Annotated in this window: 27 protein-coding genes; 24 read left to right on the top strand and 3 right to left on the bottom strand. The window is 41.5% G+C overall.

From position 1 onward, the window contains the following. The first annotated feature begins 5 nt into the window (after window positions 1–5). The 3 genes from C1G57_RS10455 to C1G57_RS10445 are packed head-to-tail and all read left to right on the top strand — an operon-like array spanning window position 6 to window position 3,244. A complete protein-coding gene (locus tag C1G57_RS10455) occupies window positions 6–806 on the top strand; it encodes an ABC transporter permease (RefSeq protein ID WP_044981418.1) in 801 nt (266 codons plus the stop codon). Then, on the top strand, window positions 799–1,488 hold the full coding sequence (locus tag C1G57_RS10450; protein ID WP_044981420.1) for a hypothetical protein: 690 nt from the start codon (window positions 799–801) through the stop codon (window positions 1,486–1,488). Before C1G57_RS10455 ends, C1G57_RS10450 begins: the two co-directional genes overlap by 8 nt. After that, the gene (locus tag C1G57_RS10445) at window positions 1,481–3,244 is read left to right on the top strand and encodes an ABC transporter ATP-binding protein (protein ID WP_105114842.1); all 1,764 of its coding nucleotides are present in this window, start codon (window positions 1,481–1,483) and stop codon (window positions 3,242–3,244) included. The genes C1G57_RS10450 and C1G57_RS10445 overlap by 8 nt, the downstream gene beginning before the upstream one ends. Window positions 3,245–3,371: 127 nt before the next feature. On the opposite strand, the gene C1G57_RS10440 is transcribed toward C1G57_RS10445, so the two are convergent. The 3 genes from C1G57_RS10440 to C1G57_RS10430 form a co-directional block, all read right to left on the bottom strand. Continuing rightward, entirely contained in the window at window positions 3,372–3,770 is a 399-nt protein-coding gene (locus C1G57_RS10440) for a DUF5684 domain-containing protein (RefSeq protein ID WP_105114841.1), read from the bottom strand. A 129-nt stretch (window positions 3,771–3,899) separates the two neighbouring features. Next, window positions 3,900–5,120 carry a peptidase T gene (gene pepT / locus C1G57_RS10435; RefSeq protein WP_105114840.1) on the bottom strand — a complete coding sequence of 407 codons (1,221 nt, stop codon included), beginning with the start codon at window positions 5,118–5,120 and terminating at the stop codon, window positions 3,900–3,902. 9 nt (window positions 5,121–5,129) lie between these two features. Continuing rightward, window positions 5,130–5,945: a Cof-type HAD-IIB family hydrolase gene (locus C1G57_RS10430; RefSeq protein ID WP_105114839.1), complete on the bottom strand. Its 816-nt coding sequence runs from the start codon at window positions 5,943–5,945 to the stop codon at window positions 5,130–5,132. Window positions 5,946–6,194: 249 nt separating this feature from the next. Here C1G57_RS10430 and C1G57_RS10425 point away from each other — a divergent pair, with 249 nt between their 5' ends. The 21 genes from C1G57_RS10425 (at window position 6,195) to C1G57_RS10320 (ending at window position 23,749) form a co-directional block, all read left to right on the top strand. Next, the gene (locus C1G57_RS10425; RefSeq protein ID WP_238595292.1) at window positions 6,195–6,596 is read left to right on the top strand and encodes a GNAT family N-acetyltransferase; all 402 of its coding nucleotides are present in this window, start codon (window positions 6,195–6,197) and stop codon (window positions 6,594–6,596) included. Window positions 6,597–6,665: 69 nt separating this feature from the next. Beyond that, complete coding sequence (locus C1G57_RS10420; protein ID WP_105114838.1) at window positions 6,666–7,133, top strand: ATPase; 468 nt, start codon at window positions 6,666–6,668, stop codon at window positions 7,131–7,133. A 332-nt stretch (window positions 7,134–7,465) separates the two neighbouring features. Next, window positions 7,466–8,806, top strand: a complete 1,341-nt coding sequence (locus C1G57_RS10410; RefSeq protein ID WP_105114836.1) for a DUF2130 domain-containing protein — start codon at window positions 7,466–7,468, stop codon at window positions 8,804–8,806. A 1-nt stretch (window position 8,807) separates the two neighbouring features. Then, window positions 8,808–9,041 (top strand): DUF1858 domain-containing protein, encoded by a 234-nt coding sequence (locus C1G57_RS10405; protein WP_029172144.1) that lies wholly within the window; start codon window positions 8,808–8,810, stop codon window positions 9,039–9,041. Continuing rightward, the gene (locus tag C1G57_RS10400; protein WP_105114835.1) at window positions 9,038–10,363 is read left to right on the top strand and encodes a DUF438 domain-containing protein; all 1,326 of its coding nucleotides are present in this window, start codon (window positions 9,038–9,040) and stop codon (window positions 10,361–10,363) included. The genes C1G57_RS10405 and C1G57_RS10400 overlap by 4 nt, the downstream gene beginning before the upstream one ends. A 51-nt stretch (window positions 10,364–10,414) precedes the next feature. Then, the gene (gene truB, locus C1G57_RS10395) at window positions 10,415–11,305 is read left to right on the top strand and encodes a tRNA pseudouridine(55) synthase TruB (protein WP_161941158.1); all 891 of its coding nucleotides are present in this window, start codon (window positions 10,415–10,417) and stop codon (window positions 11,303–11,305) included. A 19-nt stretch (window positions 11,306–11,324) separates the two neighbouring features. Continuing rightward, entirely contained in the window at window positions 11,325–12,248 is a 924-nt protein-coding gene (locus C1G57_RS10390) for a bifunctional riboflavin kinase/FAD synthetase (RefSeq protein ID WP_105114833.1), read from the top strand. Beyond that, window positions 12,241–12,978: a potassium channel family protein gene (locus C1G57_RS10385; RefSeq protein ID WP_105114832.1), complete on the top strand. Its 738-nt coding sequence runs from the start codon at window positions 12,241–12,243 to the stop codon at window positions 12,976–12,978. The genes C1G57_RS10390 and C1G57_RS10385 overlap by 8 nt, the downstream gene beginning before the upstream one ends. A 74-nt stretch (window positions 12,979–13,052) precedes the next feature. Next, window positions 13,053–13,454 (top strand): Spx/MgsR family RNA polymerase-binding regulatory protein, encoded by a 402-nt coding sequence (locus C1G57_RS10380; protein WP_105114831.1) that lies wholly within the window; start codon window positions 13,053–13,055, stop codon window positions 13,452–13,454. Between the two features lie 14 nt (window positions 13,455–13,468). Beyond that, on the top strand, window positions 13,469–13,747 hold the full coding sequence (locus C1G57_RS10375; protein ID WP_105114830.1) for a UPF0223 family protein: 279 nt from the start codon (window positions 13,469–13,471) through the stop codon (window positions 13,745–13,747). After that, window positions 13,737–14,495, top strand: coding sequence for an inositol monophosphatase family protein (locus C1G57_RS10370; protein ID WP_105114829.1), 759 nt, complete (start codon window positions 13,737–13,739; stop codon window positions 14,493–14,495). Before C1G57_RS10375 ends, C1G57_RS10370 begins: the two co-directional genes overlap by 11 nt. After that, complete coding sequence (locus C1G57_RS10365) at window positions 14,495–15,796, top strand: RsmF rRNA methyltransferase first C-terminal domain-containing protein (RefSeq protein ID WP_105114828.1); 1,302 nt, start codon at window positions 14,495–14,497, stop codon at window positions 15,794–15,796. Before C1G57_RS10370 ends, C1G57_RS10365 begins: the two co-directional genes overlap by 1 nt. 137 nt (window positions 15,797–15,933) lie before the next feature. Then, a complete protein-coding gene (locus tag C1G57_RS10360) occupies window positions 15,934–16,803 on the top strand; it encodes a phosphate ABC transporter substrate-binding protein PstS family protein (RefSeq protein ID WP_105114827.1) in 870 nt (289 codons plus the stop codon). 2 nt (window positions 16,804–16,805) lie between these two features. Beyond that, a complete protein-coding gene (gene pstC / locus C1G57_RS10355; protein WP_105114826.1) occupies window positions 16,806–17,723 on the top strand; it encodes a phosphate ABC transporter permease subunit PstC in 918 nt (305 codons plus the stop codon). Beyond that, the gene (pstA, locus tag C1G57_RS10350) at window positions 17,713–18,600 is read left to right on the top strand and encodes a phosphate ABC transporter permease PstA (protein WP_105114825.1); all 888 of its coding nucleotides are present in this window, start codon (window positions 17,713–17,715) and stop codon (window positions 18,598–18,600) included. Before pstC ends, pstA begins: the two co-directional genes overlap by 11 nt. A 24-nt stretch (window positions 18,601–18,624) precedes the next feature. Continuing rightward, the gene (gene pstB, locus C1G57_RS10345) at window positions 18,625–19,428 is read left to right on the top strand and encodes a phosphate ABC transporter ATP-binding protein PstB (protein ID WP_105114824.1); all 804 of its coding nucleotides are present in this window, start codon (window positions 18,625–18,627) and stop codon (window positions 19,426–19,428) included. Window positions 19,429–19,439: 11 nt separating this feature from the next. After that, window positions 19,440–20,198, top strand: coding sequence for a phosphate ABC transporter ATP-binding protein PstB (gene pstB, locus C1G57_RS10340; RefSeq protein WP_105114823.1), 759 nt, complete (start codon window positions 19,440–19,442; stop codon window positions 20,196–20,198). Between the two features lie 26 nt (window positions 20,199–20,224). Continuing rightward, window positions 20,225–20,881: a phosphate signaling complex protein PhoU gene (gene phoU / locus C1G57_RS10335; RefSeq protein ID WP_105107612.1), complete on the top strand. Its 657-nt coding sequence runs from the start codon at window positions 20,225–20,227 to the stop codon at window positions 20,879–20,881. 148 nt (window positions 20,882–21,029) lie between these two features. Further along, entirely contained in the window at window positions 21,030–21,545 is a 516-nt protein-coding gene (locus tag C1G57_RS10330; protein ID WP_105114822.1) for a hypothetical protein, read from the top strand. Window positions 21,546–21,690: 145 nt separating this feature from the next. Further along, window positions 21,691–22,362, top strand: coding sequence for a response regulator transcription factor (locus tag C1G57_RS10325; protein ID WP_105114821.1), 672 nt, complete (start codon window positions 21,691–21,693; stop codon window positions 22,360–22,362). Next, window positions 22,355–23,749, top strand: a complete 1,395-nt coding sequence (locus C1G57_RS10320; protein ID WP_105114820.1) for a sensor histidine kinase — start codon at window positions 22,355–22,357, stop codon at window positions 23,747–23,749. The genes C1G57_RS10325 and C1G57_RS10320 overlap by 8 nt, the downstream gene beginning before the upstream one ends. Window positions 23,750–23,882 lie beyond the last annotated feature (133 nt).

Raw genomic sequence — 23,882 nt, 5'->3', positions numbered from 1 at the left:
GCTTTATGAAAAATACTCGTAGTGAACTATACAAAATATTATCATTGCCGCTCTTTTGGATGGGGGTAGCAATTGTGATTGGAATCAGTGTATTCTTTACCTTTCAAAATATTCAAGTAATCAATGCGATAGCGAATGGTGATACAGAGATTCTTATGCTTGAAGATACAACCAGTCAATTAACAGAGTTTCAAACAGTAAGAGATGCGATATTATCTTCCCCCTATCAATCTAGTATTCTATTTTTTCCAATCTTATTTGCACTGATTCTATCTACGGAGTACAAATTTGGCCAGGAATCATTAACTAAATTATTGACACCAAAATGGCAGACGGTTTTAACAGGTCAGATTTGTTCTGGAATGATTGTAGCCAGTACGTTGACGGTTGTTCTATCTCTAATAAATAGTGCGATGCTCTATGTGATGTTAGATGAAACATTACAAGATTATCTCAATCTAAGTCTTATTTTAGAAGTAACGTTAAGAATCATTATCTTTGCCATAACATTGACATTGCTTTCAATGTTTTTAGTAAAAATAACAAGAAAGCCTATTCCATCAGTTATTGTTATTGTAAGTCTTCTTGTTATAACTTTATCAGGCGTATTGAGAGTAGTTTCTCCGACACTTGAAAATTTATTACCCCTAATAGGTGCAAAGTCATTTGCATTTGGAAGAGTAGAAAATAACAATCCTTCAGAAATGTATGGTTTGTTATTATTATTATCTCAAGCATCAATAGTAACTATTTTGATGTATATTAAAGCTTGGTATAAAAATCAGAAGGACAAGAAATATGGATGAAACAGTATATGCTCTTATTTATAAAAAATACAGTTTGAATGCGGTAAAAATACAAATTTTAAGTCAGTTACTGCTTATTCTATTTACCTGTATTCTTAGTTTGATAACATTTGAAATCAATGATAATTATATTGTTTTATCAATTAATCAAATTTTGGTAATTGCATCTTATTTATTTATGATAGGTGGCCTGATAAATGGCTCTATGGAAGTCGAGAATCCAGAATCTAAAATAGTCTATTTATTAACTGGAAACAAAAATAGTAGTACACAAAAAATCATTATTGTTGAGTTGATAGACTGTGCATTACAAGCCATTCTATCATTTTTAGTTATCGTAAGTTTCTTCACATTTAAAGGAACTATTAAAGAAGTTAGCGTAATACAGTTTATCTCTTATCTATTTAGTAGCGTTTTGTGTTTCTTCATTGCATATTATTTAACTTTATTTTTTAAGAGTTCGATGACAGCGTTAGCTACTTTGTTGCTATTTCCAATATTAGTTATCCCCTATATTGAACGTGTATTTCCTGGAGCATTACCATACATTTATTATGAAACTATTTCTGAAAGCTTCAAAATATCAGCAATATCTGCTAGTCATATCATACTATTATTGTGGAATTTGATTTTACTCCTATTAATTTATTTGAAAGTCAAAAAGAGGTTGAAAAATGAATAGTCAAAAACATTCAGAAGTCACTTTCAGGGAATTGTTAACATTACTAAAACCGTATAAAATAGCTATAAGTATTGCTTTGATTATTGCATTTATTTCGTCGACATTATCAATTTTTCAACCAATACTTCTTTCAAAAATTATTGACAATATTAACGATAATATTTTGGGGCAAACTGTAGTATTTTTCTCCCTAATAGTATTGTTATCTGCAATCCTTAACTCAATTAAGCAGTATATATTGGAGAGTATTAGTGAAAATTTAGTGAGTAGTTTACGAATTCAAATTGTGAATCGAGCAATAAAATATAAGATTGAGGTATTTGATACTAAAAAGATTGGGGATTTAGCATCAATCTTGAGTGCAGATACAGCCCAGCTAAGGGGGATTTTGAGTCAAGGAATAGTAGAATTGGTATCGCAAACATTTACAATGATATTTGCATTAATTATGATGTTTTATCTTGATGTTCAATTATTTGGTGTATCTTTGTTAGCCGTTCTCTCTCTTTTAATGTGTGGCTTGTTGCTTGGGAAAAAAACTAGACCGATTGCGAAGGATTTACAAGAAGTAGTTGGGGAGTTATCCTCTGAGTTGGAACGAACTTTGCGGGGGATTAGGACTATTCGAGCATTTTTATCAGAAGATATTTTTATTGAAAGAATGAGTTGTGTTGTAACTAATGCGACAAAAATTGGTAAAAAAGTAGCTATTTTTAAATCAATTATAAGTGGTTTTTCCAATATAGCACTACAAATAATGCTTATAACGATTATTGGAATTGGTTCAATTAGAGTTGCTACAGGGATTATATCTATTGGAAATCTAAGCGCCTTTATAATGTATGTGATGCTAGTACTGACTCCAGCTGCAATGCTAGGAGGAGTATTATCATCAATAAATGAGGGGTTGGGAGCTTATTCGAGAATTAAACTTGCATTGGAACTTCCGGTAGAAGAAGATGTAAATTCTTTAGATGTTCTTGATAAAAAAGGGAATCAGGCTTTGCAAATTAAAAATTTAACCTTTAAATATAACGACAATTCTGATAAAAACATTCTAAACAAGATTGATATTTCAGTTAATGGTCCGGGAGTGACAGCATTGGTTGGACCGTCTGGCTCAGGAAAAACAACTATATTTGAACTTATTGAAAGATTTTATGATTCAGATAATGGGTTAATAGAATTGTATGGAAATAATATTTATGATTTGCCAATTAAAGTTCTTCGTTCAAAGATAACCTTTGTGGAACAAAATGCTTCAATCTTTTCTGGCACAGTACTAGAGAATCTACAAATTGCTAATCAAAATGCTTCAAGATTTGACTGCTTGAACGCACTTAATTTGGTTAATCTTTTTCAGGATATTCCTACTGAAGAAATACTAGATAGAGTAATAGGGGAGTCTGGAATCACTTTGAGTGGTGGTGAAAAACAAAGGCTATCATTAGCTAGGGCCTTAATTTCTCCAAATGACATAATATTATTGGATGAGACTACATCAAATTTAGATAGTATAAACGAGTCGAAAATTCAACAATTAATTAAAGATTTATCTAGCAAGAAGACTGTCTTAATAATTGCTCATAGATTATCTACTATTCAAAATGCTGATTCAATTTATTTAATAAGAGAAGGCGAAGTACATGACTTCGGTACTCACCAAGAATTACTATCAAGGAATAAACTCTATAAAGAATTGGTTGAAACTCAGTTCATCAATACCGAAATATGTGGAAGTGATAAAATTGATTGAGTTAAACCTTAGATGATTTTTTCAGTAAACTAATTAGGGCTGAAAGCTATAAAAATATTTATCATTAATCAATGACATGATAAAAAGCACACAACTCTTACTATCAAGTTGAGTTGTGTGCTTTTTATTAGTCGATAAAGAATTTCTGTGGACCTTGGTAACGGCTTCCGTCATTGAAGGCGATGTAGAGGTTGAGTAGCGGTGTAAACAATACGTAGAAGATGGCCTGAATATCTGACAAACCAAAGGCTTTACCGTAACAATAGGTTAGATAGATGCCATAGAGTGGTCCTGCAAGTGGAATGAGCAAGAAGAAGATAAACCAGCCCTTATCCTCTCCAAATGTGATGCATTGTTGAACATAGAGGTTGTAGAAGGGGATGAGGGATTTCCAACCAGCGTAACCAGCTTTTCTAAAGAGGATATAATTGGAAATGGCAAGGAGGATATTCCAAATGAGTGAGAAAACCACAACACTCCCCCAGATACCAACCAATAAATCTTGTGCAACTGTTTCTTCTATCATAATAAAACTCCATTTCTTTTTTGATGGTTCTATTATAACAGTATTAGTTCAATGATACAAGTGTTTTTCAAAAATTTTGGAAGATTTCCAGAAAAAATCAGACCTTCTTAAGAAAGTCTGAAAAATTGATTACTTGTACGCGACAATTCCAAGGATGACGTCAACAGCTTGTTCCATGGTTTCGAGGCTGACGAACTCGAAGCGGCCGTGCATGTTTTCACCACCTGCGAAGATATTTGGCGTTGGGATGCCCATGAAGGAAATCTTAGAGCCATCTGTCCCTCCGCGAACAGGCTCAATCAGTGGCTTAATGCCCAGATTTTCCATGACCTCCTTAGCAATGTTGATTGGGGTCATGTCTTTTTCGATGATTTTCTTCATATTGTAGTACTGATCATGCAGGTTGACAATGACACGTGGGGTGTCAAACTTGGCATTCATCTTGTCAGCAATGTCCAGCATGAGTTGCTTGCGGGCTTGGAAATCCTCTTCTTCAAAGTCACGGATGATGTAGGTGGTAGAAGCAGTATCGACGCTGCCTTCCATGTTCATCAAGTGGAAGAAACCTTCGTAACCTTCGGTTTTTTCAGGACGGTCTGCTTCAGGAAGGGCATTGTGGAAATCAATAGCCAATTGGAAGGCATTAATCATCTGGTCCTTGGCAGAGCCTGGGTGGACATTGCGTCCAAGGAAGTCAATCTTTGCAGCGGCAGCCGAGAATGTCTCGTACTGGAGCTCGCCTAGCGGTCCACCGTCCATGGTGTAGGCAAAGTCCACATCAAAGTCTTCCACATCAAACTTGTCTGCACCGACACCGATTTCTTCGTCAGGACCAAAGCCGACACGGATTTCGCAGTGCTTGATGTCAGGATTTTGGACTAGGAATTCAATGGCCGTCATGATTTCTGCAATTCCTGACTTATCATCAGAGCCTAGCAAGGTCGTACCGTCTGTGGTAATCAGGGTTTGCCCCTGGTAGTTGGCGAGTTGTGGGAAGTCTTTCGGATGCAATTCATAGCCAGAAGTTCCCAAGGCAATGGGATTGCCGTCGTAGTTTTCGATGATTTGTGGGTTGACGCCTTCTGCGTTGAAATCAGCCGTATCCATGTGGGCGATGAAACCAATCTTACGGGTCAAACTTGGGTCGTTAGCAGGTAGTGTTCCCACCGCAAAGCCATTTGGCAGGTAGTGGACATTCTGCAAGCCGATACGTTTCATTTCAGGAAGAAGGATATTTTGTGCGAACTCAACTTGGTTCTGGGTAGATGGAGTAGTCGTAGAGTTTTCATCAGAGCGGGTGTTTTCTTTGACGTAGACCAAAAAGCGGTCTAAGAGTGTTGGGTATTTCATAGTATCTCCTTACTTGTTCAAAATATGTTTTTCAATGGCCTTGGCAACGCCGTTGTTTTCATTGGTATCCGTGATGTCCTGGGCGATAGCTTTGACTTGTTCGTTGGCGTTGCCCATGGCAATACCAAGTCCAGCAAATGCAATCATTTCCAGGTCGTTGTTGGCATCTCCCATAGCCATGATTTCTTCAGGAAGAATACCGAGGCGGTCTGCCAATTTTTTCAAACCAGTGGCCTTGCTTGCACCGTTTGGTAAAATTTCTAACAGATAGTCCTGTGAACGAACAGTGGAATAGCCTTGGCTGAGTATAGGATTGTGTTGCTTTTCAAAGGCATCAATATGCTCTTTTTCACCGACGAACATGGCTTCAAAGAAACGGTGTTTGCCAGATCTAGCTTCTGACAAATCGATGGGCTGGGGTATCATTCCTACCAAACCAGCATCTAGGTTGACACGTGCATTGGCTTTTTCTGCCAGAACGAAGTAATCTTCCTCGTCAAAGAGAGAGATTTGCACATCATCATTTTCAATAAAAGTGGAAAGATAATCAATATCAGAGATAGATAGTTCTTCCCAGTCAATCAGGCTCCAATCCTTTGTGGAATGGGTTGAGCAACCGTTATTGACAATGATATATTCCTCTTCGGTGTCAAAGCCAAGTTGCTCTACGAAAGGCTTAACGCCAACCAAGGGCCGTCCTGTGCAGAGAACGACTGTCACCCCAGCTTCAACAGCCTGATGAATAGCATCAATTTGTGGCTGCATCAACTCTTTATTCTCGTTTAAGAGGGTTCCGTCCATGTCAAGAGCGATTAGTTTAATCATAGTTACCTCCTTTTTTCATAAGACTAGTATAGCATAAAATGGGAGAGGAGTGCTTGAAATACTAAGCTCAATCCTATATAATAAAATTAAAAGGAAAGGAGGCGATTAAGATGAAAGTATCAAATAATAGAATGGCTGTAGAAAAAATAAATCAAGGGGAGGTTATCAGAAACTAATCTCCCAAAAGGAGTAGAAATGAAGATTGTAACTGTATCGACTGCTGTTGACAAGGCAAGGATTATCGAATAAGTGCTGGCGGACTTGCCAGAATGGTTTGGCTTACCTGAGAGTACCAAAGAGTACATCAAAGACGGCTCTGCCTTGCCACTGTGGGCTGCCTATGTTGCTGATGAAGCTGTTGGTTTTGTGACCCTGACTAATTCTTCAGAGGCTTGCGGAGATGTTCATTGTATGGGCATCAAGAAAGCCTATCATCGCCAGGGAATTGGTCGTTTGCTCATGCAGGCTTTGGAGGAAGAGGCTCGGAAGGACTATGCCTATTTGCAAGTCAAGACAGTGGATGAAGGGCATTATAAGGAATATGACCAGACCATTGCTTTTTATAAATCCTGCGGTTTTGTCAAGTTAGAGGTATTTCCAAGCCTCTGGGATGAATGGAATCCCTGCTTGGTCATGGTTAAAAAGTTATAAACACATAGAGAACATCGGTTATGGACCGGTGTTTTTTGGTATAATAAAAGGATAGAATAGGAGTGTCATATGAAGACTGCTGTCAAAAAAGAAGTTGAGAAATACCTGTTAAGCATTTGCTATACCGTGCCAGTTAGTTTGGTGGAGGCATGGGATTTGTTGGCAACGGATAGTGGATTTGCCCGCTGGTTTCCTCAGTTGAGGGTTGAAGGTGACAAGTTGGTATTTAAAATGGAAGACTTCCATGAAACCATGGACTTGTTGACCTATCAACCAGGTGAAAAGATTGCTTACACCTGGGATACAGCTAGGCTTTCCTTCAGCTTGAGCCAGCAGGAGCAAGAGACGCTGATTGTCTTTGAGGAAGAAATCCCAGTTGATTTTGGCAATGAATTTGCGGATGCTAAAAAAGATATGACAGGTTGGCTGGTGCAGAATGAATGCATCAAAAAACTCTTAGAAGGTCAGGACCTGCCTGCACGTCAACCATTGCAGGAAAAATGGTCGGCTTTTTTAGAAAAGGAATTGAAGTTGTAGAAAATGAGGTGAACCAAATGAAGAGATGGTGGGCTCAAATAAGAGAAGAATATTATGAAACACGTTACAATTCAGGTGAGGATTGGCTAGAGTGGTTCATAAAAAGAAAAATGACTTGGGGTTGGCGTTGGCCGATTGTCGTGACCTTTTGTGTCCTGTATCGACTGTTTTGGCTCGAACCAAGAAATTTTTTCCGTTTTTTCTATTTTCTATGTATTTTAAGTTTTTTATATATTTTTTATAAACTGATTCGCTATATTGTCAGGAAGAAGTAGGAACTGTCACCGACTTTAGTAAATTTGATTGAAGAAGGATGAATGAAAGGAATGACCATGCAACAAATTACATGCCCTCATTGCGCTACCGTTTTTACGGTTAATGAAACAGAATACAGTCAGCTCTTAGCCCAGGTACGTGGTACAGAGTTTGACAAGGAAATCCATGACCGATTGGAGCGGGAACGGGAATTATTGTCTCAAAAGGCTGAAAATGACTTGCAAGCTAAACTGGGCGATAAGGACAAGGAAATCCTAGAATTGACTGCACGCTTGGACAAGATGGCTAGTCAAACGGAGCTGGAAATCAGCTCTGCCATTTCCCAAAAGGACCAAGAAATTCTTGAACTGACAGCAAAGTTGGATAAGCTGGCTAGTCAGACGGAGCTGGAAATCAGCTCTGCACTTTCCAAAAAAGACCAAGAAATCCAAGAGCTTAAGGCTCAGTTGGGACAAATCGGGCTAGCTAAGGATTTGGAATTGCAACAAGCGGTGGCTCAGGTGGAGAAGGAACGGGATGCGGCTCAAAATGCTTTGGCTATGCAGGAACAGAAGCAGGAGTTGGCTTTGGCGACCACTCGTCAGGAGTATGAGGTGCGGCTCAAGGCGGCGGATGAGCAGGTGGAGTTTTACAAGAACTTCAAGGCCCAGCAGTCCACCAAGGCGATCGGCGAGAGTTTGGAGCTGTATGCCGAGGCGGAGTTCAACAAGGTGCGGCAGTTGGCCTTTCCAAATGCCTACTTTGAGAAGGATAATCAGGTATCGGCACGGGGCTCCAAGGGAGACTATATCTATCGGGAGTTGGATGAGAACGGCGTGGAAATCCTCTCCATTATGTTTGAGATGAAAAACGAGGCGGACGACACGGTCAAGAAGCACAAGAACGAGGACTTTTTCAAGGAGCTGGACAAGGACCGTCGGGAGAAGGACTGCGAGTATGCGGTCTTGGTGACCATGTTAGAAGCGGACAATGACTATTACAACACGGGCATCGTGGACGTTAGCCACAAGTACGAGAAGATGTACGTGGTCCGTCCCCAGTTCTTTATTCAGTTGATTGGGCTCTTGCGAAATGCTGCGCTGAACAGCTTGAAGTACAAGCAGGAGCTGGCCTTGGTCAGAGAACAGCATATCGATATTACCCATTTTGAAGAAGATTTGGCTACTTTCAAGACAGCATTTGCCAAGAACTACCAGTCAGCCAGCAATAATTTCCAGAAAGCAATTGATGAAATCGACAAGGCCATTAAGCGGATGGAAGCTGTCAAGGCAGCCCTAACAACCAGCGAAAACCAGCTCAGATTGGCAAATAATAAGCTGGAAGACGTTTCTGTCAAAAAACTAACCCGTAATAACCCAACCATGAAAGCAAAGTTTGAGGCGTTGAAGGAGGAATAGGATGAACACAATCGACCTAAATCTGCCTGTTGCAGAGATTATCAACCAGCACCCAGAAGTCAAGGAGATTCTGGTAGAGCTTGGTTTCAAGCCTTTGGCAAATCCAGCCATGCTCAACACAGTTGGCAAGGTGACCAGTCTGAAGACAGGCTCCAAGATGACCAAGATTCCGTTAGACCGTATTCAACAGGTCTTGGAATGCAACGGCTATGAGGTAATAGGAGGAGAAGCATGACAGACCAACGGATTGACATTTTGAAGAATATTCTCTTGGACCTGCACAATGGTGCCAGTCCAGAGTCTGTTCAGGACCAGTTTAATCAGCATTTTACGGGTGTTTCTGCCCTCGAAATCTCCCTAATGGAGCATGAGCTCATGTCCAGCGATACGGGCATCACTTTTGAAGACGTCATGAGCCTCTGCAATATCCACGCCAACCTTTTCAAAGGAGCCATTGCAGATGTGGAAGTGGCAGATATGGACCAGGAAGGACACCCTGTCTATGTCTTCAAGCAGGAAAACCTAGCACTGCGGGCGGCTCTCCTACGCATCCGCCGTATCCTCGACCAGTATGAGCAGACAGAAGATGCGGAACTGCAAGACCAGCTCCAGCAGGGCTTGACACGCCAGTTTGGCCTCCTCGGTCAGTTTGAAAACCACTATACCCGCAAGGAAAAGGTCTTCTTTCCCATTATGGAACGCTACGGTCACGATGCACCGCCAAAGGTCATGTGGGGCGTGGACGACGAGATTCGCGACCTCTTCAAGACGGCTCACAAGGCTCTTACCACAGGCGACCTAGCTGCGACACGTGCTCACTTTGAAAGCTTCGCCAAGGAGTTCGAGGAGATGATTTTCAAGGAGGAAGCTATTCTCCTCATGATTTTGCTGGAGATTTTCACCCAGGACGACTGGCTCCAAGTGGCAGCGGACAGCGACGCCTACGGCTACGCTATTGTTAAGCCGACAGCCAAGTGGGTGCCTCATCGGGAGGCTTTTGGAGAAATAGCAGAGCAGGCGGCCGACAGTCTTGCTCCGCAGACAGCTGGGCCAAACCAGCAGATTATCGATACGCCAGAAGGCCAGTTCACCATTACCTTCACACCGAAAAAGAAATCAGAATCTGTTCAAGACAGGACCAGTCCGCAGACCTTTGGCAATGGCTACTTGTCTGTCGAACAGGCCAATCTCATTCTCAACCATTTACCGCTGGAACTCACCTTTGTCAACAAGGATGACATTTTCCAATATTATAATGACAGCCACCCTGTTGAAGACATGATTTTCAAACGGACTCCGAGCCAGATTGGACGTCATGTGGAGCTCTGCCATCCGCCCAAAATCTTAGACAAGGTCAAGAAGATTTTTGAACTGCTTCGAACAGGGCAAAAAGACCAGGTGACCATGTGGTTCAAGTCCGAGAGTATGGGCAAGTTTGTCTATGTGGTCTATAAGGCCGTGCGTGATGAACAGGGAGAGTTTCAAGGTGTCTTGGAATACGTCCAAGATATCCAACCATTTTTTGAGATTGACAGCGATTTTCATCGGGATATTTAATCCAACCAGACCGCCCACAAGTGCGGTCCTTTGTGTTATAATGAAAACATGATTTCAGGAATTATTAACGTCAAAAAAGAAGCGGGCATGACCTCGCACGATGTGGTTTTTAAGCTCCGCAAGATTTTGCAAGAGAAGAAAATCGGTCATGGGGGCACCTTGGACCCAGATGTGACAGGCGTTCTGCCCATTGCAGTCGGCAAGGCTACTCGCATGATTGAGTATATGCAGGAAGAGGGCAAGATTTACGAGGGAGAGATTACCCTGGGCTACTCGACCACGACCGAAGATGCGTCGGGGGACCTTGTTGAGCGGACACCGGTTTTGGACATAGCAGAGCAGGCAGTTGATGAGGCCATGGCTAGCTTTGTCGGTACTATTACCCAGATTCCGCCTATGTATTCTGCTGTCAAAGTAAATGGCCGCAAACTCTACGAATACGCACGGGCGGGCGAAGAAGTCGAACGTCCTCAACGCCAAATTGACATTTACAGTTTTGAACGGACCAGCCCTATTGAGTTGACGGATGACTGTGCACGATTCACTTTCCGAGTTCGCTGTGGTAAAGGCACCTATGTCCGTACCCTGTCTGTTGACTTGGGCTCTAAGCTAGGCTACGCCAGCCATATGTCCAAGTTGGAGCGAACAGGCTCGGCAGGTATGCATTTGGCAGATGCCCTGACAATCGAGGAAATTGCGGACAAGGTTGTCCAGGCTGATTATTCCTTCCTCCGTCCCATTGAGCAAGGAATTGGGGATTTGCCTATTGTTGACTTGACGATTGAACAGGTCATTGATGCAAAATTTGGTAGATTTATCTCACTTGAAGCGGATGCAGCATTGGTTGCAGGCTTTCATAAGAAAAAACTGGTGGCTATCCTAGAAAAGCGTGACCAAGTCTATAAACCTCGGAAGGTTCTTCTGGAAGAGATTTTAGCCTAGTTGTGATAAAATAAACACTATGAATATTAGAACAATTAAAGATTATCAAGAGTTTCATCAGGAAGAGCCAACTGTCTTAGTTCTAGGCTATTTTGATGGCATTCATTTGGGTCATAAGGCCCTTTTAGAACGTGCAAGACGAGTGGCTGATGAAAAAGGATTGTCTGTAACCGTCCTTACTTTTCCAGAAACCCCACGCCTGGCCTTTGCCCGCTTTTCTCCTGAGCTCTTGCTCCATTTGACCAGTCAAGAGGAACGCTACCGCCTCCTAGAAACATACGGTGTAGACCAGCTGGTTTTGACCAACTTTACCAGTGAATTTGCCAGCAATACTCCTCAGCAGTTTATGGACCGCTATATTAAAGGCCTCAATGCGCAGGTTTTGGTGGCTGGTTTTGATTACCATTTCGGGAATTGCAGAGCGGATGTACAAGATTTGACCCGCTTATTTGATGGGCAGGTTGAAATAGTAGAAGAAATTTGCCTTGATGGAGAAAAGATTTCATCTACGCGTATTCGTCAGGCTATCCAATCTGGACAGGTTGATTTAGCCAATCGCCTACTGGGCTATACCTTTATGACTGAAGGGATTGTGGTTCATGGAGATGCCAGAGGCCGCACAATCGGTTATCCAACTGCCAATTTAGCCCCCTTTGACCGAGTTCATTTGCCATCAGAGGGTGTCTATGTAGCAGATGTTGAAGTGGATGGCAGACGCTACCGTGCCATGACCAGCGTAGGGAAAAATGTTACTTTTGATGGAACGGAAATGCGGATAGAAGCGCATATTTTTGGTTTCGATCGCTTTATCTACGGTGAAAAAATCAGGGTTTTTTGGCTTGAAAAAATTCGAGATATGGTCAAATTTGATGGAATTGATAGCCTAATGGAGCAGATGAAACGAGATGAAGAATGTGCGCTAGAGTGGGGGAAAGATGATTAAGAAAATAATTCAGGATCCCCGATATGAAAAAGGCATGACCTATCTAGCCATTGTCTATGTCTTTCTCATAGTGCTTGAGTTGATGGATGCGAGTATTGCCAACTCAGCAGGTTACAACATAATCGACTGGTTATTATGGTTTATCTTTGTCTGTGATTACTTTGTAAACCTTTACCATGCAGATGATAGCATGGAGTACATCCAAAGTCATGTCTTGGAATTGATAGCCATCATTCCATTTGACTCTGTTTTCAGTTTTTTTCGTTTGGGGCGTTTGGCTCGACTATTTAGACTGGTTAAGGTGGCCCGCATTTTTGCTCTATCCAATCGTTTCTGGGATACGGTTAATAGGCTCTTGCATACAAATAGTCTGTCCAAGGTCTTGATGTTAAATATATCAGCCGTTTTGACAGCCAGTGTCCTGCTGTCAGCAATTGAGGGAAAATCCTTTTTTGATGCAGTCTGGTGGTCGATTGTGACCATGACAACAGTAGGCTATGGAGATATTGTTCCCCAAGACACTATTTCGAAAGTCATTGCCATTCTTTTGATGCTAGTCGGAATCTGTACTTTTGGTATGGTGACTTCGACCATTACCCGCTTTTTCTCTGAAACTGAAAAAGAAACCAAGTTGGATTTATTGATTGCCAAAATGGATGAACAAACGGAGCTAATCAAGCGACTAGAAGCTAAAATAGAAAGTTTAGAAAAATTAAGAGATTTAGACTAAAATTCCCTATTGAAAACGATGTTGAAATGCATTATAATAGAATTAAGGGATAATGTAGAGAGGGGGATGAGTGTATGATTACTTTGTTTTTGTCACCCAGTTGTACCAGTTGCCGTAAGGCGCGTGCTTGGTTGACCAGCCACGAAGTCCCTTTCGTTGAACATAATATTATGACCAGTCCTCTGACAGCAGATGAGCTGAAGAAGATTTTAGCCTTGACAGAGAATGGAACAGATGATTTGATTTCCACTCGTTCGAAGGTCTTTCAAAAGCTTAATGTTGATGTGGATGAATTATCCATTAAGCAGTTAATTGGCTTGATTGAAACCTATCCAAGTTTGCTCCGTCGTCCGATTATCTTGGATGAGAAGCGGATGCAGATTGGGTTTAATGAAGATGAGATCCGTGCATTCTTGCCACGCAAATATCGCAAACAAGAACTAAAAAATGCTACATTGAGAGCAGAAATAGGATAAGAAAGATAAGAGATATGAACAAGAATTATTCATATCCACTTGATTTTTCGTGGAGCACAGAGGAGATTTCCTCCGTGCTTTCTTTTTTAAATCAGGTGGAGGCAGCCTATGAAAAGGGTGCAGATGCAACGACCATTTTGACTAGCTACAAACAGTTTAAAGAAGTTGTCAAAAGCAAGGGACAGGAACGCCAGATTGATCGTGAATTTGAAGATGTTTCTGGCTATTCTACCTATCAAGTTGTCAAGGCTGCCAAGGAAAAGGGGAAAGGGGTTGTCCGTCTTGGAAACTAAGTATCGCTTAGCCCAGTCGCTTGTTTTGGCAGCAGGGGATTTCTTACGCCAGCATATTGATGACCAGTTAGAGATTGAAGAAAAGGCTTGTGCTAGGGATTTGGTGACCCATCTGGACAAGGAAGTGCAAGACTTTTTGACAGCCAGTATTAAGAAAGAATACCCTACTGACTTGATTTTTGGTGAAGAAGGTGGGGATGTTAGCTCTGTTTCAAAGGGAAATGTTTGGGTCTTGGATCCCATTGATGGCACCAGTAACTTTATTGCCCAGAAAAATGATTTTGCCATTATGCTGGCCTATTTTGAAAATGGCATTGGTCAATTTGGATTGATTTACGATGTCATGCAAGACAAGCTATTTCATGGCGGTGGAAGATTTCCTGTTGCTTGTAATCAACAAGTTCTGTCTAAGCCAGCATCTTCCCCACTCAAGCAGAGTTTGATGGGGCTGAATGCTCAGCTCTATGCTGCTAACAAACACGGCTTGGCAGACTTGGCGAATAAGACTTTAGGAACACGCTCTGTTGGCAGTGCTGGCATTGGATTTACTCATGTCTTAGAAGGACGATTGTTTGCCTATGCTTCCTATCTCTATCCTTGGGACTATGCTGCAGCCAGTATTCTTGGACAAGGCTTAGGTCTTAGTTTGTTGAGCTTGGAGGCTGAAAATCCATCGTTTGATAAAAGAGAACACGTCATCCTAGTTGCCAATCAGCACTTGGAAGAAGTAAAGAGGTATCTATTCTAATGCAATTACCACAGGATTTTATTGATAAATATAGTCATTTGCTTGGTCAAGAAGCCCAAGCATTTTTTGAGAGTTTTGATGAGCCAGCTATTTCGGGTTTTCGGACCAATCCCTTGAAGGAAGGGCAAATTGCTTTTGACAACCCAATTCCAGACATGCCCTGGTCCTATTATGGAAAGGTTTCTGGAAAATCTCCTGAACATGTGACAGGCCTGGTCTATTCGCAAGAACCAGCTGCGCAAGTGGTAGGACAGGTTGCAAGCCCAGAAAAAAGTATGAAGGTATTGGACCTAGCGGCAGCGCCAGGTGGAAAATCCACCCACTTGCTTTCCTATTTGGACAATACTGGACTGCTAGTGAGTAATGAAATTTCAAGCAAACGTGCCAAAATTCTAGCAGAAAATATCGAACGATTTGGGGCAAGAAATGTGGTCGTGACCAATGAGTCTGCGGACCGTTTAGCCAAGGTATTTCCTGCCTATTTTGACATGATTGTGCTGGATGCCCCCTGCTCAGGCGAGGGGATGTTCAGAAAGGACCCTGATGCTATCCAATACTGGTCCAAGGACTATCCTGCCCAGTGTGCTAGCTTGCAGAGAGAGATTTTAGAATCCGCCTTGACCATGCTGGCTCCAGATGGGCAGTTGATTTATTCGACTTGTACCTGGTCACCTGAAGAAAATGAAGAAATCGTCACTTGGTTGCTGGAGAATTATGAGCTAGAGTTGGTTGATATTCCCAAAATCAATGGCATGGTAGAAGGGATTGATTATCCTCAAACGGCTCGTATGTATCCTCATCATTTTTCAGGTGAAGGGCAGTTTGTTGCTAAGTTCAAGTTTTTAGGGGAATCCAAGCAGAAAAAACTCAAACCAGGAAAATCAAATTTGAACAGGGAGCAACAGACTCTCTGGAAAGAATTTGAACAAAAACACTTGAAGGTTTCCTTAACAGGTTTGTTGCAGGTTTTTGGTGACAATCTCTATCTCCTACCAGATGGTCTGCCAGATTTATCAAAAGTTAAGATTGCTCGCAACGGTCTTCATTTGGGGACATTCAAGAAAAAAAGATTTGAACCTAGTTTTGCCTTAGGCTTGGCACTTCACAGTACAGAAGTCAAGAATCGAGTTGAGATTAGCCTAGAAGATTTCCCGGCCTATGTTTCTGGACAAACCCTTGCAGTATCCAAAGACTTGCCAAATGGTTGGTATCAGGTAGCAGTTCAAGGAAATGGTTTAGGCTTTGCAAAAATTGTATCTGGAACCCTTAAAAATGCCTTTCCCAAAGGTCTCAGATTTTAACTGAAAATAAGCAGATTTTTTTTGCAACTTGTCTTTTTATATGATATAGTGGATGAGTGGAAATATCTTGTAAATTCCTTGTAAAATACAGAGTACTTATTGGAGATTCCACTGAAAAATGTAAAGGAAAAAACGAAATGAAAAAAAAGCAGAAGCTTGGAATTGCAGCTTTGTTTCTTTTGAGTAGTGTAGCTCTTTCAGGTTGTTCCTCATGGATTGATCGCGGAGAGTCTATCACTGCAGTAGGTTCTACAGCTCTTCAGCCGTTGGTTGAAGCGGCGGCAGACGAATTCGGTAGTGTCAATATCGGTAAGTCTATCAATGTTCAAGGTGGTGGTTCAGGTACTGGTTTGTCACAGGTCCAGTCTGGAGCAGTTCAGATTGGTAACTCGGACGTGTTCGCGGAAGAGAAGGACGGTATCGATGCTAGCAAGCTAGTAGACCATCAGGTTGCCGTGGCTGGTCTAGCTGTTATTGTCAATGAAAAGGTGACAGTTGGGGATATTACCACAGAAGATCTTCGTAAGATTTTCACGGGTGAAATTACCAACTGGAAAGAGCTTGGTGGTAAGGATCTGGAGATTTCAATCATCAACCGTGCAGCAAGTTCTGGTTCTCGTGCAACCTTTGATACAGTCGTTATGGATGGACATGCAGCGGCTCAAAGTCAAGAGCAGGATTCAAACGGGATGGTTAAGTCCATTGTAGCTCAAACCCCTGGTGCTATTTCTTACTTGTCATTTGCCTATGTGGATGATTCTGTAAAAACCATCAAATTGAACGGCTTTGCGCCAACAACTGAAAACGTAGCAACCAATGCTTGGCCAATTTGGTCTTATGAGCACATGTACACCAAGGGAGAGCCAACTGAATTGACAGGCGAATTCTTGGACTACATGATGTCTGATGAAGTTCAAAATGGCATCGTTGAAAGCATGGGCTACATTTCTATCAACGATATGCAGGTTGAAAAGAGTGCTGATGGCACGGTGACTGAGAAGGAGTAAGCATGAAAAACGAACAATTAGCAAAAGAATTATCTTCTCCGTCTAAAAATTCCCGTTTGGAGAAATTTGGTAAGGTTATTACTTTCCTCTGCCTGTCATTGATTGTCTTTATCGTTGCCATGATTTTGATTTTCGTTGCGCAACGTGGCTTGTCTACCTTCTTTGTAGACGGTGTTAGCATTGTTGATTTCCTATTTGGTAGCAAGTGGGAACCAAGTTCTAAAATCTTTGGTGCCTTGCCGATGATTTCAGGCTCTTTCATCGTGACGATTTTGTCTGCCATTGTAGCAACGCCAATCGCTATCGGAGCGGCAGTCTTTATGACGGAAATCTCACCAAAGCGTGGTGCTAAAATCTTGCAACCAGTTATCGAGCTTTTGGTCGGTATCCCATCCGTTGTATATGGTTTCATTGGCTTGCAAGTGGTTGTGCCATTCGTGCGTTCTATCTTCGGTGGTACTGGTTTTGGTATCTTGTCAGGTGTCTTTGTACTCTTTGTCATGATTTTACCTACAGTGACCTTTATGACAGTGGATAGCTTGCGTGCGGTGCCTCGTCACTATCGTGAAGCAAGTTTGGCCATGGGGGCAACTCGCTGGCAAACCATCTGGCGTGTTATCTTGAATGCTGCCAAGCCAGGAATTTTCACAGCAGTCATCTTCGGTATGGCTCGTGCCTTCGGTGAAGCCTTGGCGATTCAGATGGTGGTTGGTAACTCAGCAGTGATTCCAACTTCATTGACAACGCCAGCAGCGACTTTGACTTCTGTTTTGACCATGGGTATCGGTAATACGGTTATGGGAACAGTTCAAAACAACGTTCTCTGGTCATTGGCCCTTGTCTTGCTCTTGATGAGCCTTATCTTTAACATGATTATGAAATTTATTACGAGAGAGGGTAAGAAAAACTATGCACGCTAAAAAATTCGATAAATTGGCGACTGGTATTCTTTACTCCATCGCTACGGTGATTGTTGTCATCTTGACATCACTCATTCTCTACATCTTGCTCCGTGGCTTGCCACATGTTAACTGGCATTTCTTGACCAGCAAATCATCCTCTTATAAAGCTGGTGGTGGTATCGGAATTCAGCTCTACAACTCATTCTTCTTATTGGTTGTGACGCTCTTGATTTCTGTGCCTTTGTCAACAGGGGCAGGGATTTACTTGGCAGAATATGCTAAAAAAGGTCCTTTGACAAACTTCATTCGTACCTGTATTGAAATCTTGTCATCCCTACCATCCGTTGTCGTTGGTTTGTTTGGTTACTTGATTTTCGTTGTTCAGTTTGAGTATGGTTTCTCTATCTTGTCAGGTGCCTTGGCCCTTACGGTCTTTAACTTGCCACAGATGACACGTAACGTAGAAGATAGCCTTCGCCACGTTCACCATACGCAACGTGAGGCTGGTTTGGCTCTTGGTCTTTCACGTTGGGAAACTGTTCTTCATGTTGTTATTCCAGAAGCACTTCCAGGGATTGTCACAGGTATCGTCTTGGCATCTGGTCGTATCTTTGGTGAAGCGGCTGCCCTCATCTATACAGCAGGTCAATCAGCACCAGCACTTGACTGGTCAAACTGGAATCCATTAAGCGTTACAAGTCCGATTTCTATCTTCCGTCAATCAGAAACCCTCGCGGTTCACATTTGGAAGGTAAACAGTGAAGGTACAATTCCAGATGCAACCCAAGTTTCTGCAGGTTCAGCAGCAATCCTCTTGGTCTTCATCTTGATTTTCAACCTTTCTGCCCGTTATATCGGTAAGAAACTTCATGCGAAAATGACTTCAGCAGCTTAGAAGTCTGACTATTAAGGAGAAAAAATGGCAGATTACAACTGGAATGAACGCCATATCATCACTTTCCCAGAGGAAAAAATTGCCCTTTCAACAAAAGATGTTCATGTTTACTATGGTAAAAATGAAGCCATCAAGGGCATTGATATGCAGTTCGAGAAAAATAAAATTACAGCCTTGATTGGTCCTTCAGGCTGTGGTAAATCAACCTATCTTCGCAGTCTCAATCGTATGAATGATACGATCGATATTGCTAAGGTAACAGGCCAAATCCTCTACGAAGGAATTGACATCAACAGACCAGATATGAACGTTTACGAAATTCGTAAGCATATCGGAATGGTTTTCCAACGTCCTAACCCATTTGCAAAATCGATTTATCGCAATATTACCTTTGCTCACGAGCGTGCAGGTGTAAAAGATAAGGAAGTCTTGGATGAGATTGTTGAAACCTCACTGAGACAAGCAGCCCTTTGGGATCAGGTAAAAGACGATTTGCACAAGTCAGCCTTTACCTTGTCTGGTGGACAACAGCAACGTTTGTGTATCGCGCGTGCGATTTCTGTTAAACCACAAATCTTGCTCATGGATGAACCAGCCTCAGCCTTGGACCCAATCGCCACTATGCAGTTGGAAGAAACCATGTTTGAGTTGAAGAAAGACTACACGATTATCATCGTTACGCACAATATGCAACAGGCAGCGCGTGCAAGTGATTACACAGCTTTCTTCTATCTTGGTGACTTAATCGAGTACGATAAAACAGCAAATATCTTCCAAAATGCCAAACTCAAGTCTACGAACGATTACGTTTCAGGACACTTTGGATAGAAAGGGAAACAATGACATCACCTATTTTACAAGTAAAAGATTTGTCTGTTTACTACAATAAGAAAAAGGCTTTGAATAGTGTTTCAATTGATTTCTATCCAAATGAAATTACAGCCTTGATTGGTCCGTCAGGTTCTGGTAAGTCAACGCTCTTGCGTGCGATTAACCGCATGGGTGATTTGAACCCAGAAGTAACCTTGACTGGTGCTATTGATTACAATGGTAAAAATATTTACAGTCCTCGTACGGATACTGTAGACCTTCGTAAGGAAATCGGGATGGTTTTCCAACAACCAAACCCATTCCCGATGTCCATCTATGAGAATGTTGTTTACGGTCTTCGTATCAATGGTATTAAGGACAAGCAACTTCTTGATGAGACTGTAGAGCGTGCCTTGATTGGTGCATCTATTTGGAACGAGGTTAAGGATCGTTTGCATGATTCAGCAGTTGGTTTGTCAGGTGGTCAGCAGCAACGTGTCTGTGTAGCGCGTGTCTTGGCTACTAGTCCTAAAATTATCTTGTTGGATGAGCCAACATCAGCACTTGACCCTATCTCAGCTGGTAAGATTGAAGATACCTTGTATGGTTTGAAGGATAAGTACACCATGGTCTTGGTAACACGATCTATGCAACAAGCGTCTCGTATTTCAGATAGAACAGGTTTCTTCTTAGATGGAGATTTAATCGAATACAATTCTACTAAAGAAATGTTCATGAACCCAGTAAACAAAGAGACAGAAGATTATATTACAGGTAAGTTTGGTTAGGCCTGTTAAAAAGAAAAGAGGTTTATATGTTAAGAGCGCAGTTTGAAGAAGAATTAGGAAAACTCCACAACCAATTTTACGCTATGGGAAATGAAGTTTTGGCTCAAATTAATAATGCTGTTCGTGCCTTTACAACTCATGATCGTGAATTGGCGAAAGAAGTGATCGAAGCAGATAAAAAAATCAATGATTTTGAAATTAAACTCGAAAAGAAATCTTTAGAGATTATTGCATTGCAACAGCCAGTTTCTACAGATTTACGTCGTGTAATCACTGTCTTGAAAGCAACAAGTGACTTAGAACGTATGGGAGACCACGCAGTTTCGATCGCAAAAGCTGCTATTCGTATGAAAGGCGAAGTCCGTATTCCAGTAGTTGAAGATGAAGTGAAGAAGATGGGTCGCGAAGTTCGAAAACTTGTTGAAGAAACTTTGGAGCTTTATCTTGGTGATGCGGATATGGAAGTCGCATATGAAGTAGCTGCTCGTGATGAGGTTGTTAATGAGTTTTATTCAACAATCCAAGAATTGACAACTGAAGAAATCAAGAAAAATCCAGATTCTTTGGTTGCTGGTCGTGACTATTTCCAAGTCTTGACCTACTTGGAGCGTGTTGGTGACTATGCTAAAAATATTTGTGAGTGGGTTGTTTACCTTCGCACAGGTGATATTACAGAATTGTAAAATGGAAGTCCGAAAGGACTTCTTTTAGTTTGCTTTAAGAAAAGTGCCATATATCTTTAGCTTGCTTTAAGTTTCTCCTTTTATACTATTCTTATCATCAGGTGAGTGCTTATTCACTATGATAAAAATTATTGAAAAGAGGAACTTTATGTCATTGATCAATCAATTGAAATCACAATCCAAAACAGTTTTGGCAGCGGTTGCTATTACAGCGGCAACTGTAGGCTTTGCTGGTGGGATGTCAGTTGCAAAAAATGCTGGAACAGCCACTACACAAAGCCAGGCAGCTTTGGCTCAAAATCAAGCTGGTACAGCAAATAGCCAGGCTAATTCAAACACAGGTAATCAAATGCCAACTGCCCCTAATGGAGAAATGCGAGGTATGCCACCAGAGCAAAATGGAGAAATGCGAGGTATGCCACCAGGGCAAAACGGAGAAATGCAAGGTATGCCACAAGGCCGAGACGGAGCAATGCGAGGAATGCCGCCAGGACAAAATGGCACCACTCAAGGTATACCATCGGGGCAAGGTACTACACCGCCAAATACCACAAGTGGTGCAAGGCAATCAAATACTTCCTCAGATGAAGTAAATGCTTTAAAAGAGAAAAATCAAGAAATCAAAGCACAAATTTCAGGTAGCTCTAGCACTTCAAATCCATAGGAAAAATAAGGAATAAGTGGTATAATAAATGAAACTCTGACAGAAATGCAGAGGCAACTTATTAAAGTGAAAAAATATGTTCAAAGACCAAGTTTTTACTTGTGTCTTTGAATTGTCTTTTAAAGATTAGGTTAAGGAGATAGACATGATAAAGATTTTGTTGGTAGAAGATGATTTAAGCCTATCCAACTCCGTTTTTGATTTCCTAGATGATTTTGCAGATGTTATGCAAGTCTTCGATGGAGAGGAAGGAATTTACGAAGCTGAGTCGGGTGTATACGATTTAATTCTTTTGGATTTGATGTTACCTGAAAAAGATGGCTTCCAAGTCTTGAAAGAATTGCGTGAGAAGGGAGTGACCACTCCAGTTCTTATTACCACAGCCAAGGAAAGTTTAGAGGATAAGGGGCATGGATTTGAGCTTGGTGCTGATGACTATTTGACCAAGCCTTTCTATCTGGAGGAATTGAAGATGCGCATTCAAGCCCTCCTCAAACGTTCGGGTAAGTTCAATGATAATTTATTAACCTATGGAGATGTGACAGTTGACCTATCAACTAATACGACCTTGGTAGATGGTAAAGCAGTGGAACTTCTTGGCAAAGAGTTTGATTTGTTGGTCTACTTCCTACAAAATCAGAATGTTATCCTACCTAAGACACAGATTTTTGATCGTCTCTGGGGATTTGATAGCGATACAACGATTTCAGTAGTAGAAGTTTATGTGTCTAAAGTTCGTAAAAAATTGAAAGGAACGACCTTCGGAGAAAATCTGCAAACCCTTCGCAGTGTCGGCTACATTCTGAAGAATGTTTAAGAGATATAAAAAGATAGTAGCTACGGAAAGTTTTTCCTTCTTCATTCGCTATTTTGCTGTATTTACCCTGATATTTGGCTTGATGACAGCTATCATCTTTCAGCTTATGCGTTCGACCATGTATCAAACAACAGATGATACACTAGATCGGATTAAAGATGAACCAGCCATGCTGGTTGGTTTTGCGATTGCACGGACTTATGAACCTGATTCTGAATTTATTATTCAGGACGAAAATGACCAGCCGTCAGCGACTAGTTCATCTCCAACTTCTTCCTCAACATCTTCTTCGTCCCAAGAACCGCCTCAAAAGGATATGAAGGGGAAGCATCAAATGCGGCTGGGAACTAATACTCACGTTCTGCTCTATAGTAAGAGTGGGGAGCTCTTGAATCCTGATAACTTTACAGGCTTGTCTAATTTGAAGGTTGATAAGGAAAAATTGGGCGAAATCAAGGAGTTGACGGTTGAATCTCCATTTGGAACCGAAGAACACTATCGGTATGTGACGATTGAAATATCTCCAGAAGATTTGGGCTACTATTCCAGCTATGACATTACTTGTGCGACAATTTTGGTCAATGTTAGCCAGATAAAATCTTCTATTGCGACCTATGAATCCACAGTAGCTATTGTTATGATTTCTGCATGGTTGATTTCGATTGTAGCGAGTATTTATTTGGCAAACCTTAGTATGAAACCAATTTTGGTCAGCTATCAAAAGCAGAAGGATTTTGTTGAAAATGCCAGCCATGAATTGCGGACACCACTAGCAGTCTTGCAAAATCGTTTGGAAAGCCTATTCCGTCATCCAGAAGCAACGATTTTAGAAAGTAGTGAGAGCATCGGTTCTAGTCTGGAAGAAGTGCGGAATATGCGATTATTGACGACTAATCTGCTCAATCTTGCCCGTCGGGATGATGGTTTCAAGCTTGAGATGGCATACGTTGCCCCATCCTATTTCGATGAAATATTTGAAAATTATGGCATGATTGCTGAGGATAATGGCAAGCAGTTCCAAGTTCAAAACAATATTGGCCAGTCAATCCGAACGGACAGGGTCTTGATCAAGCAATTATTGACGATTTTGTTTGACAATGCAATGAAATATACGGGTGAGGACGGTGCTATTCATATCACAGCAACCATCAAGGAGCGCTATGTTTCCTTTACTATTGCTGATAATGGTTTGGGGATTTCTGACGCAGATAAGAAGAAAATATTTGACCGATTTTATCGGGTTGATAAGGCTCGGACACGGCAAAAAGGTGGATTTGGTCTGGGGCTTTCTCTGGCTCAGCAGATTATCAAATCCCTTAATGGTCAAATTTTGGTAAAAGACAATCAGCCAAAAGGCAGTATTTTTGAAGTCCATATCCCTAAATAATACTAGCAAGATTAGCTCTTGAACAAATGAGATAAACTAGGAGGAGTAGTGGAACCTTTAAACAGGTTTCCTACTCCTCTTTTTTGTCAAGTATGATATACTAATCTGTAAGTGCTCTGAACTCTGTTGATTC

The sequence above is a fragment of the Streptococcus suis genome (genome assembly GCF_002960425.1).
GTDB classification, from domain to species: domain Bacteria; phylum Bacillota; class Bacilli; order Lactobacillales; family Streptococcaceae; genus Streptococcus; species Streptococcus suis_S.
Note: the sequence above shows the minus strand (reverse complement) of the source record. Positions and strands in the feature narration are given on the sequence as shown.